The organism is Micromonospora arborensis, from assembly GCF_003205615.1.
Lineage (GTDB): Bacteria > Actinomycetota > Actinomycetes > Mycobacteriales > Micromonosporaceae > Micromonospora > Micromonospora arborensis.
The window spans coordinates 332,718-346,599 of sequence record NZ_PYBV01000011.1 but is presented as its reverse complement, the minus strand read 5'-3'; the positions used below and the strand labels follow the sequence as shown (position 1 = coordinate 346,599).

Sequence of the window (13,882 nt, the reverse complement as noted above, 5' to 3'; positions counted from 1 at the left end):
GTGCCCTGTCATGGGCGTCACACGACATGGCCGTACGCACCGGCTCGACCTCGCCGACCCGACCCTGCGCGAGTGGACCTGTACGGTCCTGCACGCCGACCCGGAACAGGGCATCGTGCTGGACCGCTCGGCGTTCTACCCGGGCGGCGGCGGCCAACCACCGGACCACGGCGTGCTGCTGTGGCAGGGCGTGCAGACGCGGATCGTCGGCACCCGCAAGGGCGACGACCCGTACCTGATCCCCGCCGAGGGTGACCCGTTGCCGCCGGTCGGCACCGAGGTCGTCGGCGCGCTGGAGGACGAGCGCCGCACCCGGCTGATGCGTACGCACTCCGGGCTGCACGTGCTCTGCGGTGTGGTGTTCCGCGACTTCGGCGCGCTCGTGACCGGTGGAAACATGGAACCGGGCGAGGCCCGGATGGACTTCAACCTGCCTGAGGTGCCCCCGGACTTCAAGAGCCGGATCGAGGAGTTGGTCAACGCCGAGGTGGCCGCCGACCGCTCGGTCGCGACCCGGGTGCTGCCGCGCAGCGAGGCGCTGGCCCTGCCGGACATCATCCGCACCCAGTCCAACCTGATCCCGCCGGACGAGCAGGAGGTCCGGATCGTCGACATCGTCGGTCTGGACGTGCAAGCCGACGGCGGCACCCACGTCGCGTCCACCGCGCAGATCGGCAAGGTGCAGGTGGTCAAGGTGGAGAGCAAGGGCCGGGCCAATCGCCGGGTCCGCGTCCGCATCGTGGATTGAGGGGACGGTTCGGAGCCCAAAGACTCGCGGGCCGCTCGACATGTAGAGGACGCCGGACAGCGGGATGCCTGCAGTGGCCCTGTAGAGCTGCCCCAAATATGGGGCGCGGTGCGGAAGTCGCGTGCTGCCCCGTTCGTGGGGCAGCTCTACAGGGAGCGCCAAGGTCTCCCTGCGGTTCGCCAGAGCGGTCCGGGAATTCGGACGCCGGTTGTCAGGTATCGCTGACAACCTCGCAGGTATGACACAACCGCTCGTAGGAAAGATCGCGCTCGTCGCCGGTGCAACCCGGGGCGCGGGTCGGCAGATCGCCGTCCAGCTCGGCGCCGCCGGTGCCACCGTGTACGCCACCGGCCGCAGCAGCAGCGCCGGCCGCTCCGAGATGAACCGGCCGGAGACCATCGAGGAGACCGCCGAGCTGGTCACCGCCGCCGGTGGCACCGGTATCGCCGTCCGGGTCGATCACCTGGTGCCCGAGCAGGTCCGCGACCTGGTCGCCCGGATCGACGCGGAGCAGGGCCGACTCGACGTGTTGGTCAACGACATCTGGGGTGGCGATCCGCTGGTCACCTGGGAGAAGCCGGTCTGGGAGCAGCCGCTGGACGCCGGGTTCCGCACCCTGCGGCTGGCCGTCGACACGCACATCATCACCAGCCACTTCGCGCTGCCGCTGCTGATCCGCAAGCCCGGTGGTCTGGTGGTGGAGATGGGTGACGGCACCAAGGCGTACAACGACGAGAACTACCGGCTCTCGGTCTTCTACGACCTGGCCAAGGTCTCGGTCAACCGGCTCGCCTTCAGTCAGGCGCACGAGCTGAAGCCGCACGGTTGCACGGCCGTGGCGCTCACCCCGGGGTGGATCCGCTCGGAGGCGATGCTGGAGCACTTCGGCGTGACCGAGGAGAACTGGCGCGACGGCGCCGCCACCGACCCGAACTTCCTCATCTCGGAGACCCCGGCGTTCGTCGGCCGCGCGGTGGCCGCACTCGCCGCCGACGAGGAGAAGGCCCGCTGGAACGGCGAGTCCGTCGATGCTGGCACGCTGTCCAAGGTGTACGGGTTCACCGACCTCGACGGCAGCCAACCCGAGGGCTTCCGCTACATCACCGAGGTGGTCGACGCCGGCAAGCCGGCGGACGTGACCGGCTACCGGTAGAGCGCGCCGAGGCGGTCGGCCGCCTCGGTGAACAACTGCCGCAGCTCGGGTGGGTCGAGCACCTCCACCTCGGGGCCGAGGCCCAGCAGTTGGTGGTACGCCACCTCGACGGACTCGACGGGCAACCGGGCCACCACCCAGCCCAGCCCGTCGGGCGCACCGGCGGCGGCGACCACCTCGTCGTACACGTGGGGGGCATCGACCAGGTGCCGGAGCTGGCGCAGGCCGGCGGGGCTCAGCCGGACGGCGACCTCGGCCCGCAGCATGGTTCGCAGGAACGACCCGGCCTGCTCGCGCCAGTGCCCGGCCAGGTCGAAGTCCCCGTCGCGGTCGAAGCTCTCCTCGCCCACCTCGACCCCGGTCACCCGGTCCACCCGGTAGGTGCGGGTGTCGTCGCCGACCCGGCCGACCAAATACCAGACCGCGCTCTTGAGGACCAGACCGTACGGCTCGACCCGGCGGGTCACCTCCCGGTCGCCGCGCCGGTAGCGCAACTCCACCACCCGGTCCCGCCAGATCGCCCGCGCCAGCTCGGTGAGCCACGGTGGGGGCGCGGTCTCCCGGAACCAGCCCGGGACGTCCAGGTGGAACCGCTGCCCGGCGCGGGCCGGGGCGTCGCGCAGGGCCGGCGGCAGCGCGGCGAGCACCTTCAACTCGGCGGCGGCGACCGCGTCGGCGAGCCCCATGTCGCCGGCCGGGCCGGGTAACCCGGCGAGGAAGAGCGCCTCGGCCTCGTCCCGGGTCAGCCCGGTCAACCGGGTCCGGTAGCCGCCGAGCAGGCGGTACCCGCCGGCCCGGCCCCGGTCGGCGTAGACCGGCACCCCGGCGGCGGAGAGCGCCAGCACGTCCCGGTAGACGGTCCGCTCGGAGACCTCCAGCTCACCCGCCAACTCGCTCGCGGTCATCGAACCGCGCGTTTGGAGCAGCAACAACAGCGAGATCAGTCGGGACGCGCGCACCCGCCCATCCTGCCCGGCCCCGCTCACCGCCCGCCGGGGGTCAGCAGCCCTCTGTCGTACGCGGTGGCCACCGCGGCGGCCCGGTCGTTGACCCCGAGCTTGGCGTAGAGGTGCAGCAGGTGCGTCTTGACGGTGGCCTCGCTGATGAACAGTTGACTCGCCGCCTCCCGGTTGGAGGCACCCCGGGCGACCAGGGTGAGCACCTCCAGCTCCCGTTGGCTGAGCGGCTCCTCGACGGGAGCACGCAGCCGGCCCATCAGTCGACCGGCGACGCTCGGCGCGAGCACCGACTCACCTCGGGCTGCCGCCCGGACCGCCCGGACCAGGTCCTCCCGGGGCGCATCCTTGAGCAGGTACCCGGTGGCGCCGGCCTCGATCGCCGGCAGCACATCGGCATCCGTGTCGTACGTGGTGAGCACCAGCACCCGGGCCGCGCTGCCGGATCGGGCCAGCCGGCCGATGGCGGTCACCCCGTCCATACCGGGCATCCGCAGATCCATCAGCACCACGTCCGGCCGCAGCGTCGCGACCAGGGTCAACGCCTCCGAGCCGTCCGCCGCCTCGCCCACCACCTCGAACCCCGGGTCGCCGGTGAACATCCCGCGCAGGCCGTCACGCACCACCGGATGGTCGTCGACGATCAGCAGCCGGACCGGGGCGGTCACCCGGCACCTCCGGGTAGCGCGGGGACGGACGCCGAGATGGCGGTCCCACTGCCCGGTTCGGACTCGACGGCCACCTCGCCGCCAACCTGGGTCACCCGCTGCCGCATGGCGGTCAGCCCGTACCCGCCGCCCGGCTCGCGGGGCACCGGCTGGCCGGTGACGTCGAAGCCCGTCCCGTCGTCGCGAACGTCCAGCGTGACCCGGTCCGTCATGTACGACAGGGTCAACCCGACCCGCGACGCGGCCGCGTGCCGGGCCACGTTGGCCAGCGCCTCCTGGGCCGCCCGGAGCAGGGTCACCTCGACCTCCGGGTGCAGCGGACGGGGCGTGCCGGTGGTGGCCACGTCGGCCCGTACCCCGTTGAGAGCCGACCAGCGCCCGCCCAGCTCGACGAGGGCGTCCGGCAGTCGGGCCGTCTCCAACGTCTCCGGACGGACGGCCCGCACCGAGCGGCGGGCCTCGGTGAGGCTCTCCCGGGCCAGGGCGAGCGCGTTGTCGACGTGCCGGCGCCAGTCGGCGGACCGGTCACGGGTCTGCTCGGCCGCCTCCAGTTGGGTGATGATGCCGGTCAACCCCTGCGCCAGGGTGTCGTGGATCTCCCGCGCCATTCGTTGCCGCTCGTCCAACACACCGGCCTCCCGGGCCTGGTTGAGTAGTTGGGCGTGCAGTCCGGCGTTCTCCCGGACCGTCTCGGTGAGTTGGCGGTTGGCCTCGCCGAGTTCCGCCATCAACCGCTTGCGCCTGGCGTCCTCCTGCTCGGCGACCATCGCGAACCAGCTCAACGAGCCGGCCACCACCAGGTTGAAGAGCACCAGCACCAGCCAGAGCGGCAGGTGCGACGTCACCACCGACAGACCGCCGCCCTGCGATGTGGCGACCAGGGTGGCCGTGGTGACCACACCGGCGATCCGCCAGCGAGTGCGTAGCACCGGAAAGGCGTGCGTGTATCCGACCCAGGCGAAAAAGCCGTACCACGGATTGGCGGCCACCAGCACGGCCGCGAACGCGAGCAGCCCGGCGTAGTAGACCGTCATCAGCCCGCGCCGGCTCTGCCAGCCGGGGTGCAGGGTGATGAACCAGGCGACCCAGCACCCGGCCGCCAGGGCGATGGCGAGGGTGGGCGCGGTGGCGAGGGCCCGGGGTGCCGGTGCGACGAGGGCCAACACGGTGCCCAGGGCCAGCCCGCCATAGGGGAACACGCGATAGAGGCTCGCCTCGCGCTCGCGCCAACTGGTCAGATGGTCGTGCCCACCGCTGTCGGTCATCGCATCTCCGCTCACTCCCAGCGGAACAGTTTCGCCGCGCTGGCGCCGGCCGCCACGGCGATCACCGCCATTATCGCCAGGTGCAACGGCTGCGGCGACGTGCCGGTCCAGGCGTCGAGTAGTGCCTGCACACCGGGCGGCGTGTAGTCACCGATCCGCGCCACGAAGTCCGGAAGCAGGAACCGGGGGAGGTAGGCCCCGCCGAAGAACATGGTGACCATGAACAACGGTGCGGCCAGGGCCTGGGCCGCCTTCGTCGTCCGGGCCACGGCGGCGACCAGCAGGCCGAGCGCCAGCAGCGCCGCCGTACCGAGCACGAACGCCACGGTGAAACCGAGCGGGTGCCGGGGCAGCGGCACCCCGAAAGCCAGCCGGGCGACGACGATGAGCAGCAGCGCGCTGGCCAGGATCCCGGCCAGGGCCAGCACCAGTTGGGCGGCGAGCAGAGCGGCCGGGTGCGCCGGGGTGGTCGCCAGCCGGCGCAGCACGCCGCGTTCCCGGTAGGTGGCCAACACGGCCGGCAGGGTGTTCACCCCGACAACGACAAGGCTGACCACCAGCAGCGACGGTGCGAAGTAGCTGACGAAGGTCTGCCCGTCGAACTTCGGGTCCGGCTCGCGGAGCGCGGGGATCAACCCGAGCACCGTCAGGATCAGGGTGGGCACCCCGATGGTGGAGAGCAGCGTCGGCCGGTCCCGCAGGTAGAGCCGCGCCTCGATCCGCAGGATCTGGCGGAAGCCGTGCATGGTGTCTCCTTCTCTCAGTTGGCGGGCCGGCGGCCGGTCAGCTCGACGAACGCGTCGTCGAGGGTGGACTGCTCCAGCCGCAGGTCCGCGGCGACGATCTGGTGCCGGGCCAGCACCGAGGTGACCGCGTGCAGCACCTCGCCGGTGCCGGTGACCACCACCTGGCTGCCGGTGCGGTGCACGTCGGTGACCTCAGGCAGGTCGGTGAGGAGCCGGTCGTCGATCGGGGCCGACGGCCGGAACCGGATTCGTTGCTCCGGCGCCACCGTCGACACCAGGCCCGCGGGGCTGTCCAGCGCGACGACGCGGCCCCGGTCGATCACCGCGACCCGGTCACAGAGCCGCTCGGCCTCCTCCATGAAGTGGGTGACCAGCACGATCGTCACCCCGCTGTCGCGGACCTGTTCGATGAGGCCCCAGGTGTCCCGGCGGGCCTGCGGGTCCAGCCCGGTGGTCAGCTCGTCGAGGATGGCGATCTCCGGGTTGCCCACCAGGGCCAGCGCGATGGAGAGCCGCTGCTTCTGACCGCCGGAGAGATTCTTGTACGGGGTGTTCCGCTTCTCACCGAGACCCAGCTTGTCGATCAGCGCGGCCGGGTCCGCCGGGTTGCGGTAGAACGAGGCGTACAACTCCAGTGCCTCGGCCACCCGGAGCCGGTCCGGCAGCTGACTCTCCTGGAGTTGCACCCCGACCCGCTGCCGAAGCTGGGCCGCGTCCCGGCGCGGGTCGAGCCCGAGGACCGACACCCCGCCCCCGTCGGGGACGCGTAGCCCGGCGACACACTCGACGGTGGTGGTCTTGCCGGCGCCGTTCGGGCCGAGGACGCCGAAGATCTCTCCCGCCTCCACGGTGAACGAGACGTCGTCCACCGCCACCAGATCGCCGTACCGCTTCTTCAGGTGGGTCACCTCGATGACCGGCATCGTGCCGCCTTCCGCCGCTGGTCTCGTACCCCCTCAAGGGTTGTCGGGGTGAGCCGGCGGCGAATCGGCCGGTCGGCGATGATCAATGGCGTCGCCGGTGGACCGCCGCCGTCCGTCAACCGGTTGATGTGTACGACGAGAGTCGCTGCTAGCGGACTCCGCCCGGCGGAATCGATCACCGCTCGTTAGGCTGCTCGATCGTGGATGTCAGCAGAATCGCCAGCCCGGTGACCGGGGTCGTCGGACGCTTCTTCGCCGGGGCGGGCCTGCTCCTGCGGGGGCTCGGCCTCTACGTCCGCAGCCCGGGGATGATGCTGCTCGGCGTCGTGCCGGCGCTGATCTCGGGCGCGCTCTTCCTGGCCGCTCTCGCCACCCTGGTGTACTTCGTGGACGACCTCGCCGCGCTGGTCACCCCCTTCGCCGACGACTGGTCGACCACCGCCCGCAGCCTGGTCCGGGTGATCGCCGGGCTGGCCTTCCTGGGGCTCGGCGGCCTGCTCGGAGTGCTCACCTTCACCGCGGTGACCCTGGTCATCGGCGACCCGTTCTACGAGAAGATCTCCGAGCAGGTCGAGCAGCGGTACGGCGGCACGCCGGACGCGGTGGACGTGCCCTTCTGGTCGTCGTTGCGGCGCAGCCTCGCCGACTCGGTACGGCTGGTGGCCCTCACCGCGCTGGTCGGCATCCCGCTGTTCCTCGCCGGCTTCATCCCGGTGGTCGGCCAGACGGTCGTCCCGGTGATCGGGGCTGCGGTGGGTGGCTGGTTCCTCGCCGTGGAACTGGTCGGGGCGCCGTTCTACCGGCGCGGAATGCGGCTGCCGCAGCGCCGGACGATCCTGAAGGCCGACCGGCCCGCGGCACTCGGCTTCGGGGTGGCGGTCTTCCTCTGCTTCCTCATCCCACTCGGTGCGGTGCTGATCATGCCGGCCGCGGTGGCCGGTGCCACCCTGCTGGCCCGCCGATCGTTGGGCCAACCGATCGAGGGGAGCTGACATGGAGATCACCCTGGTCGAGGGGGACATCACCACCCAGCAGGTGGACGCCATCGTGAACGCCGCGAACTCGTCCCTGCTCGGCGGTGGCGGGGTCGACGGCGCCATCCACCGGCGTGGCGGCCCGGCCATCCTGGCGGAGTGCCGGGCGCTGCGGGCGTCCCACTACGGCAAGGGCCTGCCCACCGGCCAGGCAGTGGCGACCACGGCCGGTGAACTGCCAGCCCGCTGGGTGATCCACACCGTCGGACCGGTCTGGTCGGGCAGCGAGGACCGTTCGGCGCTGCTGCGCGACTGCTACGCCAACAGTCTCCGGGTGGCCGACGCGTTGGGCGCGAACACCGTGGCCTTCCCGCTGATCTCCGCCGGCATCTACGGCTGGCCGATCGACGACGCGGTCCGTCAGGCGTTGTCGGTGCTGCGCTCGGCCACCCCGGCGACTGTCGCCGAGGCACGGCTGGTGCTCTTCGGCACCGACACCCACGCCACCGCACGTCAGATCTTCGACCGCCCTGTCGCGTAGGCCCTGCCGGGTGGGAGTGTCGCTGGTGAGCCGTATACCTGAGTGTCATATTCATGCCTCTGCGGTATATCGCTTACCGGAGCGACGCCGCCCGGCGGCGACGCCGCCCGTGCGTCGTCCCACAGGGACTCGAAGTGCTCCACGTAACGATCAAACAGACCGCCGACAGGGCTACGAGCTGAGCCCGAAGGGCGAGGCGGTCGTCCGGCGGACGCTCTTCGTCCAGACGACGGGGCTGAGCTGGCACGACGCTCCGATCCCGACCGCCCGGCCCGCGGCCCGTTGAGGAGCGTGTCCACTCTCGTCTCGAGGGTGCCCCGGATCAGGTCAGATCGGTCAGACAGGTCCACTGGGATGCGATCGGTCGGTAGCCCAGTCGGGCGTTGATCGCCAGCATCGGCGCGTTCGCCTCGTCGTTCGAGGTGTACGCGACGCGTACGCCGTTGGCGGCGGCCCGGTGCAGCGCGGCCGTCTTGACCAGCCGGGCCAACCCGCGCCCCCGGTGCGCCGGGATGGTGCCGGTGAAGTCCGACCACATTCGGTCGCCGTCCCGCTTGACCAGGCTGAAGGCAATGATCTGCCCGTCGACCTCGACGGCGGTGCTCGCAGACTTGTCCAGGCCGAGGTTGTCCCACACGTCGTACTGCCAGCTCTCGTAGCTGATCGTGTCGACCGGCACGTCACCCGGTTCGTCGGCCGCCGCGGCCACGTCCGCCACGTACAGCAGGTGCGGGTCCAGGTCGGCGATCGGGCGCAGTCGTACGCCCGGGGGTGGCTCCGGCAGTGCGGGTGCCGGGTCCAGGTCGAGCGCCGAGTAGCGCATCTCCCGGGTGGGTTCGTAGCCGTGCCGGCGGGCGAAGGGCAGCGCCTCCGGCTGCGCCCAGGTCCGTATCTTCCGGATCCCCAGTGGCCTGAGGTGGTCGGTCGCGGTGCTCAGCAGTGCGGTGCCGATGCCGCGCCGCCGGTGCTCCGGGTGCACGTGCAGCATGGCGATGTCGCCGAAGTTTGGTGTGGAGGTCCAACGGGCGGGCTGCGCCGACGCCCAGCCGACCACCTGAGCGTCGACCTCGGCCACGAGGGCGATCCACCCCTCGACGGGTGGCGGTTCGGCGATCATCTTCCGGGTCGACTCGACCCCGCGCACCAGGTACGGGTAGACCATCGCCCGCAGGGCCACCACGGCCGGGGCATCGTCCGGCTGCGCTTCACGAATCCGCATGTCAGGCTCCCGTCCGGACGGCGGCGACGGCCTCGACCTCGACGAGTTGGTCGGTGTAGCCGAGCACGGCCACCCCGAGCAGGGTGCCGGACGCGACCAGCCGGGCGGGTGGATCGACGATGGCCGCGTACGCGTACTCGGCGGCATCGGAGAGGGCGGGGACGTGCAGCAGCGCGACGGGATCCGGCATGCAGGCGAGGCTAACGACGATCGCCTGCAGCAGCGACGCATTAACCGTGTGGCAGATCTCGACTCGGCCTGACTGGGACAGACTGGTGAACGTCAGACACTTGAAACGGGACGGGCAATGAAGGCGCAGTTTGCTGAGGGCGAACTTGTGGGTTTCTGCCGCCTGGAGCCGCACCAGCCGGAGATTGATCCGCCGGCCGGACACTAGGGTCGGAAGGTTCGGGCCGTCCCCTGAGGGGGGACGGCCCGAATTGCGTCCGTAGGGTGTCCTGACTGTCGGCGGCGGTCAGGCGGAGGCTCGGCGGATCAGCTCGGTGGGGAGCATGACCGCCTGTTCGATGGTTTCCCCGGCGGCCAGCCGGAGCAGTTGCCGGGTCATCCGCCGGCCCAGCTCCACGATCGGCTGCCGAACGGTGGTCAGCGGCGGCTCGGTGTACGCGGCGGTCTCGATGTCGTCGAAGCCGACCACCGCGACATCCTCCGGCACCCGCCGGCCGGCCTCGCGCAGCGTACGCAGGGCCGCGTGCGCCATCAGGTCGGAGGCGGCGAAGACGCCGTCCAGTTCGGGGTGCTCGATGAGCAGTCGGCGCATCGCCGCCGAGCCGGACTCGCGGGTGAAGTCGCCGACGGCGATCAGCTCGGGCAGCCCCGCGTCGGCGACCGTGGCGCGGTAGCCGCGGAGCCGTTCGATCCCGGCGACCATGTCCTGTGGACCAGCGATGGTGGCGATCCGCCGACGACCACTGTCGATCATGTGTCGTACGGCGGCGGTCACCCCGCCGACGTGGTCGACGTCGACGTACGGCACGGGCGCGTCGCCGAGCGGCCGACCGCTGACCACCACCGGGATGCCGAGCCGGGCCAGGGTGCCGGGCAGCGGGTCGGCGCCGTGCAGCGAGGCGAAGAGCACCCCGTCGACGTGCCGGCCGGTGGTGTACCGCTCGACCCGATGGTGGCCTGCCGGTGAACCGGCGAGCATCAGCACGAGTTGTTTGTCGGCGGCTTCCAGCTCCTGGCTGACACCGCGGATGATGCCGGGGAAGACCTGGTCGTCGGAGAAGACCCGGGTGGCCGCCTCCGGCATGACCAGGGCGATCGAGTCGGTGCGTTGGGTGACCAGGCTACGGGCGGCGAGATTGGGGACGTACCCCAGTTCGGCGACCGCCCGGGTGACTGCCTCGCGGATCGGTTCGGCGACGGTGGTGGAGCCGTTGACCACACGGGACACGGTGGCCCGGGACACCCCGGCCCGCGCCGCCACCGCTTCGAGCGTCGGTCGCTGCGCCGTCCTCATCGCGCCTTCCCCCCGCTCGTCGCGGCCCGTTCCGGGGAACCGTTTCCTGGTCCTACCGGGCGCTGGCCCCTGGTGTGCGCCGCTGGGTCAGGTAGTCGACGTGCGCGATCCCGAACCGCTTGCGGTAACCCTCCGCCTGTTCGACGTTGTCCAGGACTGACCATACGAGATGAGCGCCCAGGTCCACGCCCCGGGAGATTGCCTCGGTGATCAGGGTTGGCCTGGTGCGTCCAGCGCTCTCCCGTCAGGGTGGTGGGCGACTCCACGTTGTGTCAAGAGAGCGCTCTCTAACGCCTGTCGCCGCGAACCCCGACGCGATCGAGGACGCCACCCCGGCGGGATGGCGCCCTCGTCATGCCAGAGCCGATCAGCGGGTACGTAGGCCGTCCAGCAGAGCGCGATCGCCGGCGACGTCCAGCGTCTCGAAGCTCACTCGACCCCAGAGCGCCAACAACAGGTCGCTCGCGGTGCCGCTGACCTGTGCCCGGGCGTGGTGGTCGTCGTGGTCGAAGATCGTCGCGGTGTCGAGCAGCGCCACCCCCTCACCACGCAGCCGCAGATACCACTCCTGGGCCGCGTCGGTGGCGGTGAGCTGCACCACCCCGTGCCACTCGCCCGGCGTACGCCGCCGACCCGCGGGCAGGAAGGTGTCCAGCACCTCGCTCACCCCGTCGGCCGCGAGCTTCGCCTCCACCGGCTCGCCGGCCGCGATGGCGAGCTGGGCGTCCCAGCGGTGCACCGCCGTCTCGTGCGCCATTCGACGCGGCCAGAAACCGGCCTTCTTCGGCTGCGGAGCCCAGTTCCACGCCGATGCCTCCGGATCGAGCCCGTCGAAGACGGTCATCAGCTGGTCGTACCCCTGGCGCCACAGCTGCAGCGCGCTCACCCCCGCTTCCGCCTCGGCCTGGTCCTGGCGCTCCGGCCGGGTGGTCAGTCCGGAGCCGGCGAACGACGAAACCCAGTGGTAGATCCGAGCGAGATGCAGTGTGAGGTCGTTGACCGTCCAGCCCGGACAGGACAGAACCGGTGTCTCCGGCGGCGCCTCGGCCACCGCCGCCGCGAAAGCCGGACCCTCCGCCCGGAGCGCCCCGATCCAGAAATCCTTGCTGCCCTGCAGTCTGCTCATCGCCATCCTCCCGGGGGTGCCGGGCGACCAGTGGGTGCCACGGCTATTACTCAGCCTAAGGTGAAGGGCGTGCCAGACGCCTCCGCCCAGCCGACAACCGAAGCCGATCGTGCCATCCCTGGTCCACTGGCCAGCTACACCACTCTGCGGATGGGTGGGTCGGCCGAGCGGATCGTGGCCGCCGGCAGCGCTGACGAGATCGTTCGGGCGGTTCGGGCCGCGGAGGAGCCCCTACTGATCCTGGCCGGCGGCAGCAACGTGGTGATCGGCGACTCCGGCTTCCCCGGCACCGTCGTCCTGGTGCGCTCTCGTGGCCTGCGCGTCCTCGCCGAGGACGCCGGGTCGGTCACCGTACGGGTCGACGCCGGCGAGCCGTGGGACGACCTCGTCGCCGCCACGGTCGCCAACGGCTGGGCGGGCCTGGAGTGCCTCTCCGGCATCCCCGGCTCGACCGGCGCCACCCCGATCCAGAACGTCGGCGCGTACGGCCAGGAGGTCGCCGAGACGATCAGCGGCGTCGAGGTGTACGACCGGGCCGAGGGCACCCGCTACGTCATCCCCGCCGCCGAGTGCGGGTTCGCCTACCGGGGCAGCATCTTCAAGTACCGGGACCGTTGGGTGGTGCTCGCCGTCGACTTCCGGCTCGCCCGGTCCCCGATCTCCGGCCCGGTGCGTTACGCCGAACTGGCCCGTGTGCTCGGTGTCGAGGTGGGCGACCAGGTGCCGCTGGCCGATGCCCGAGCCGCGGTGCTGCGGCTGCGCGCGGGCAAGGGCATGGTGCTCGACGCCAGCGACCCGGACACTCGGTCGGTCGGCTCCTTCTTCACCAACCCGGTGCTGGACCAGTCGACGTACGAGCTGCTGCTGGAGCGTGCCGCCGAGCTGGGCGATCCGCCCGCCTGGCCGGGGGTCGACGGCCTGGTCAAGGTGAGCGCGGCCTGGCTGATCGACAAGGCTGGCTTCACCAAGGGCCACGCCGGTGCGGGCGGGGTGACCATCTCCAGCAAGCACACCCTGGCCCTCACCAACCACACCGGCAGAGCCCGCACCGCCGACCTGCTGGCCCTGGCCCGCGACATCCGCGACACGGTGCACGCCCGCTTCGGCGTAACCCTCCACCCCGAACCAGTCCTCATCAACTGCACCCTCTAGATCTGGTCGATCACGGAGTTGTGCTGGTGATTAAAAAGGAATTAGCGGGCGAAAACGCCCATCATTGATCTTGGTCGGCGGGGTTCAGACGCCGCGCGGCGCGGCTGGCCAGGGGAGAGTCAGCTCGCCTTGGCGCCAGCGGTTCGGGCCGCCCAGGATGGGCCAGCCGGTTTCGCGGAGACGGGTTACCGCGCTCAGCCAGCGTTGCCGGGGGCCGAAGGTGGCGTAGGGCGCGGAGGCCTGCCAGGCGTCGTCGAGCGCGCGGATCAGCTCGTGGATCGGTTCGCCGGGGACGTTGCGATGGATCAGCGCCTTGGGCAGCCGCTCGGCCAACTCGGCGGGGCTACCCAGGGTGGTGAGCTTCGCGGCCAGGGTCAGCGTTCGAGGGCCGTCGGCGTCGATCAGCAGCCAACTGGCGAGCCGGCCCAACTCGTCGCACGTGCCCTCGACGAGCACCCCACCCGGAGCGAGCGCGGCGGTCATCGTCCGCCAGGCGTCGGGCACCTCCCTCTCGTCGTACTGTCGAAGCACGTTGAACGCGCGGACCAGCACCGGCCGAAGCCCGGCCAGCTCGAACCCGCCTCGGGCGAACGTCAGGCCGGGCGGGTCGGCGGCCGGTGCCGCGGCGGCCACCCGGGCCGGGTCGATCTCCAACCCGACCAGCCGTACGTCGGGACGTACCCCCGCCGCCAGCCGGGCGCGTAGCTCCACCGCGGTCACCGGGGTGGCGCCGTAGCCGAGGTCGACCACCAGGGGGTCGGCCGCGGCCAACAGCCGGTCGGCGCAGGTGGCGACGATCCAGTTGTCCACCCGGCGGAGCCGGTTCGGGTTGGTCGTGCCCCTCGTGACCACGCCGAGCGGCCGGTGCCGTGCCGCGCCGCTCATACCGCCCCTCCCGGTCGACGACCGACTGCCGGTCTCCGTGCGC

14 protein-coding genes and 2 pseudogenes are annotated in these 13,882 nt (G+C 71.5%); 5 read left to right on the top strand and 11 right to left on the bottom strand.

What is annotated here, in order from left to right; genetic code table 11:
- Positions 1 to 10: 10 nt before the first annotated feature.
- A complete protein-coding gene (locus tag C7C45_RS09595; protein ID WP_110563247.1) occupies positions 11 to 748 on the top strand; it encodes an alanyl-tRNA editing protein in 738 nt (245 codons plus the stop codon).
- Between the two features lie 238 nt (positions 749 to 986).
- The gene (locus tag C7C45_RS09590) at positions 987 to 1,901 is read left to right on the top strand and encodes an SDR family oxidoreductase (RefSeq protein WP_110563246.1); all 915 of its coding nucleotides are present in this window, start codon (positions 987 to 989) and stop codon (positions 1,899 to 1,901) included.
- Here the strand turns inward: C7C45_RS09590 and C7C45_RS09585 are convergent.
- Genes C7C45_RS09585 through C7C45_RS09565 form a run of 5 tightly spaced genes read right to left on the bottom strand, consistent with a single transcriptional unit; the run spans position 1,892 to position 6,459 of the window.
- Positions 1,892 to 2,860 (bottom strand): helix-turn-helix transcriptional regulator, encoded by a 969-nt coding sequence (locus C7C45_RS09585; RefSeq protein WP_110563305.1) that lies wholly within the window; start codon positions 2,858 to 2,860, stop codon positions 1,892 to 1,894. The two genes, C7C45_RS09590 and C7C45_RS09585, sit on opposite strands and share 10 nt — an antisense overlap.
- 23 nt (positions 2,861 to 2,883) lie before the next feature.
- Positions 2,884 to 3,525, bottom strand: a complete 642-nt coding sequence (locus C7C45_RS09580) for a response regulator (RefSeq protein ID WP_110563245.1) — start codon at positions 3,523 to 3,525, stop codon at positions 2,884 to 2,886.
- A complete protein-coding gene (locus tag C7C45_RS09575) occupies positions 3,522 to 4,790 on the bottom strand; it encodes a sensor histidine kinase (protein ID WP_167454686.1) in 1,269 nt (422 codons plus the stop codon). Before C7C45_RS09575 ends, C7C45_RS09580 begins: the two co-directional genes overlap by 4 nt.
- Before the next feature lie 11 nt (positions 4,791 to 4,801).
- On the bottom strand, positions 4,802 to 5,536 hold the full coding sequence (locus tag C7C45_RS09570; protein WP_110563243.1) for an ABC transporter permease: 735 nt from the start codon (positions 5,534 to 5,536) through the stop codon (positions 4,802 to 4,804).
- 14 nt (positions 5,537 to 5,550) lie between these two features.
- Positions 5,551 to 6,459, bottom strand: coding sequence for an ABC transporter ATP-binding protein (locus tag C7C45_RS09565; RefSeq protein WP_110563242.1), 909 nt, complete (start codon positions 6,457 to 6,459; stop codon positions 5,551 to 5,553).
- 200 nt (positions 6,460 to 6,659) lie between these two features.
- Between C7C45_RS09565 and C7C45_RS09560 the strand changes: the two genes are divergently transcribed.
- Complete coding sequence (locus C7C45_RS09560; protein WP_110563241.1) at positions 6,660 to 7,451, top strand: EI24 domain-containing protein; 792 nt, start codon at positions 6,660 to 6,662, stop codon at positions 7,449 to 7,451.
- Position 7,452: 1 nt separating this feature from the next.
- Positions 7,453 to 7,974: an O-acetyl-ADP-ribose deacetylase gene (locus tag C7C45_RS09555; protein WP_110563240.1), complete on the top strand. Its 522-nt coding sequence runs from the start codon at positions 7,453 to 7,455 to the stop codon at positions 7,972 to 7,974.
- A 322-nt stretch (positions 7,975 to 8,296) separates the two neighbouring features.
- On the opposite strand, the gene C7C45_RS09550 is transcribed toward C7C45_RS09555, so the two are convergent.
- From C7C45_RS09550 to C7C45_RS09530, 5 genes and pseudogenes are all read right to left on the bottom strand, one after another.
- The gene (locus C7C45_RS09550; RefSeq protein WP_110563239.1) at positions 8,297 to 9,193 is read right to left on the bottom strand and encodes a GNAT family N-acetyltransferase; all 897 of its coding nucleotides are present in this window, start codon (positions 9,191 to 9,193) and stop codon (positions 8,297 to 8,299) included.
- Position 9,194: 1 nt separating this feature from the next.
- Positions 9,195 to 9,278 (bottom strand): annotated as a pseudogene (locus tag C7C45_RS34910) (RidA family protein); the annotation flags it as partial.
- 390 nt (positions 9,279 to 9,668) lie between these two features.
- The gene (locus C7C45_RS09540; protein ID WP_110563238.1) at positions 9,669 to 10,676 is read right to left on the bottom strand and encodes a LacI family DNA-binding transcriptional regulator; all 1,008 of its coding nucleotides are present in this window, start codon (positions 10,674 to 10,676) and stop codon (positions 9,669 to 9,671) included.
- Between the two features lie 52 nt (positions 10,677 to 10,728).
- Positions 10,729 to 10,878: pseudogene (locus C7C45_RS09535) on the bottom strand (family 1 glycosylhydrolase); the annotation flags it as partial.
- A gap of 165 nt (positions 10,879 to 11,043) precedes the next feature.
- Positions 11,044 to 11,802 (bottom strand): maleylpyruvate isomerase family mycothiol-dependent enzyme, encoded by a 759-nt coding sequence (locus C7C45_RS09530; RefSeq protein ID WP_110563237.1) that lies wholly within the window; start codon positions 11,800 to 11,802, stop codon positions 11,044 to 11,046.
- 69 nt (positions 11,803 to 11,871) lie between these two features.
- Between C7C45_RS09530 and C7C45_RS09525 the strand changes: the two genes are divergently transcribed.
- Positions 11,872 to 12,954 carry a UDP-N-acetylmuramate dehydrogenase gene (locus tag C7C45_RS09525; RefSeq protein WP_208641110.1) on the top strand — a complete coding sequence of 361 codons (1,083 nt, stop codon included), beginning with the start codon at positions 11,872 to 11,874 and terminating at the stop codon, positions 12,952 to 12,954.
- An 84-nt stretch (positions 12,955 to 13,038) separates the two neighbouring features.
- Here the strand turns inward: C7C45_RS09525 and C7C45_RS09520 are convergent, their stop codons facing one another.
- Positions 13,039 to 13,839: a class I SAM-dependent methyltransferase gene (locus C7C45_RS09520; protein ID WP_110563235.1), complete on the bottom strand. Its 801-nt coding sequence runs from the start codon at positions 13,837 to 13,839 to the stop codon at positions 13,039 to 13,041.
- Positions 13,840 to 13,882 lie beyond the last annotated feature (43 nt).

Coding starts and splice junctions, on each gene's coding strand:
- C7C45_RS09520 (WP_110563235.1), bottom strand. CDS start 13,839: ATGAGCGGCGCGGCACGGCACCGGCCGCTCGGCGTGGTCACGAGGGGC.
- C7C45_RS09550 (WP_110563239.1), bottom strand. CDS start 9,193: ATGCGGATTCGTGAAGCGCAGCCGGACGATGCCCCGGCCGTGGTGGCC.
- C7C45_RS09595 (WP_110563247.1), top strand. CDS start 11: ATGGGCGTCACACGACATGGCCGTACGCACCGGCTCGACCTCGCCGAC.
- C7C45_RS09540 (WP_110563238.1), bottom strand. CDS start 10,676: ATGAGGACGGCGCAGCGACCGACGCTCGAAGCGGTGGCGGCGCGGGCC.
- C7C45_RS09590 (WP_110563246.1), top strand. CDS start 987: ATGACACAACCGCTCGTAGGAAAGATCGCGCTCGTCGCCGGTGCAACC.
- C7C45_RS09555 (WP_110563240.1), top strand. CDS start 7,453: ATGGAGATCACCCTGGTCGAGGGGGACATCACCACCCAGCAGGTGGAC.
- C7C45_RS09575 (WP_167454686.1), bottom strand. CDS start 4,790: ATGACCGACAGCGGTGGGCACGACCATCTGACCAGTTGGCGCGAGCGC.
- C7C45_RS09570 (WP_110563243.1), bottom strand. CDS start 5,536: ATGCACGGCTTCCGCCAGATCCTGCGGATCGAGGCGCGGCTCTACCTG.
- C7C45_RS09565 (WP_110563242.1), bottom strand. CDS start 6,459: ATGCCGGTCATCGAGGTGACCCACCTGAAGAAGCGGTACGGCGATCTG.
- C7C45_RS09530 (WP_110563237.1), bottom strand. CDS start 11,802: ATGAGCAGACTGCAGGGCAGCAAGGATTTCTGGATCGGGGCGCTCCGG.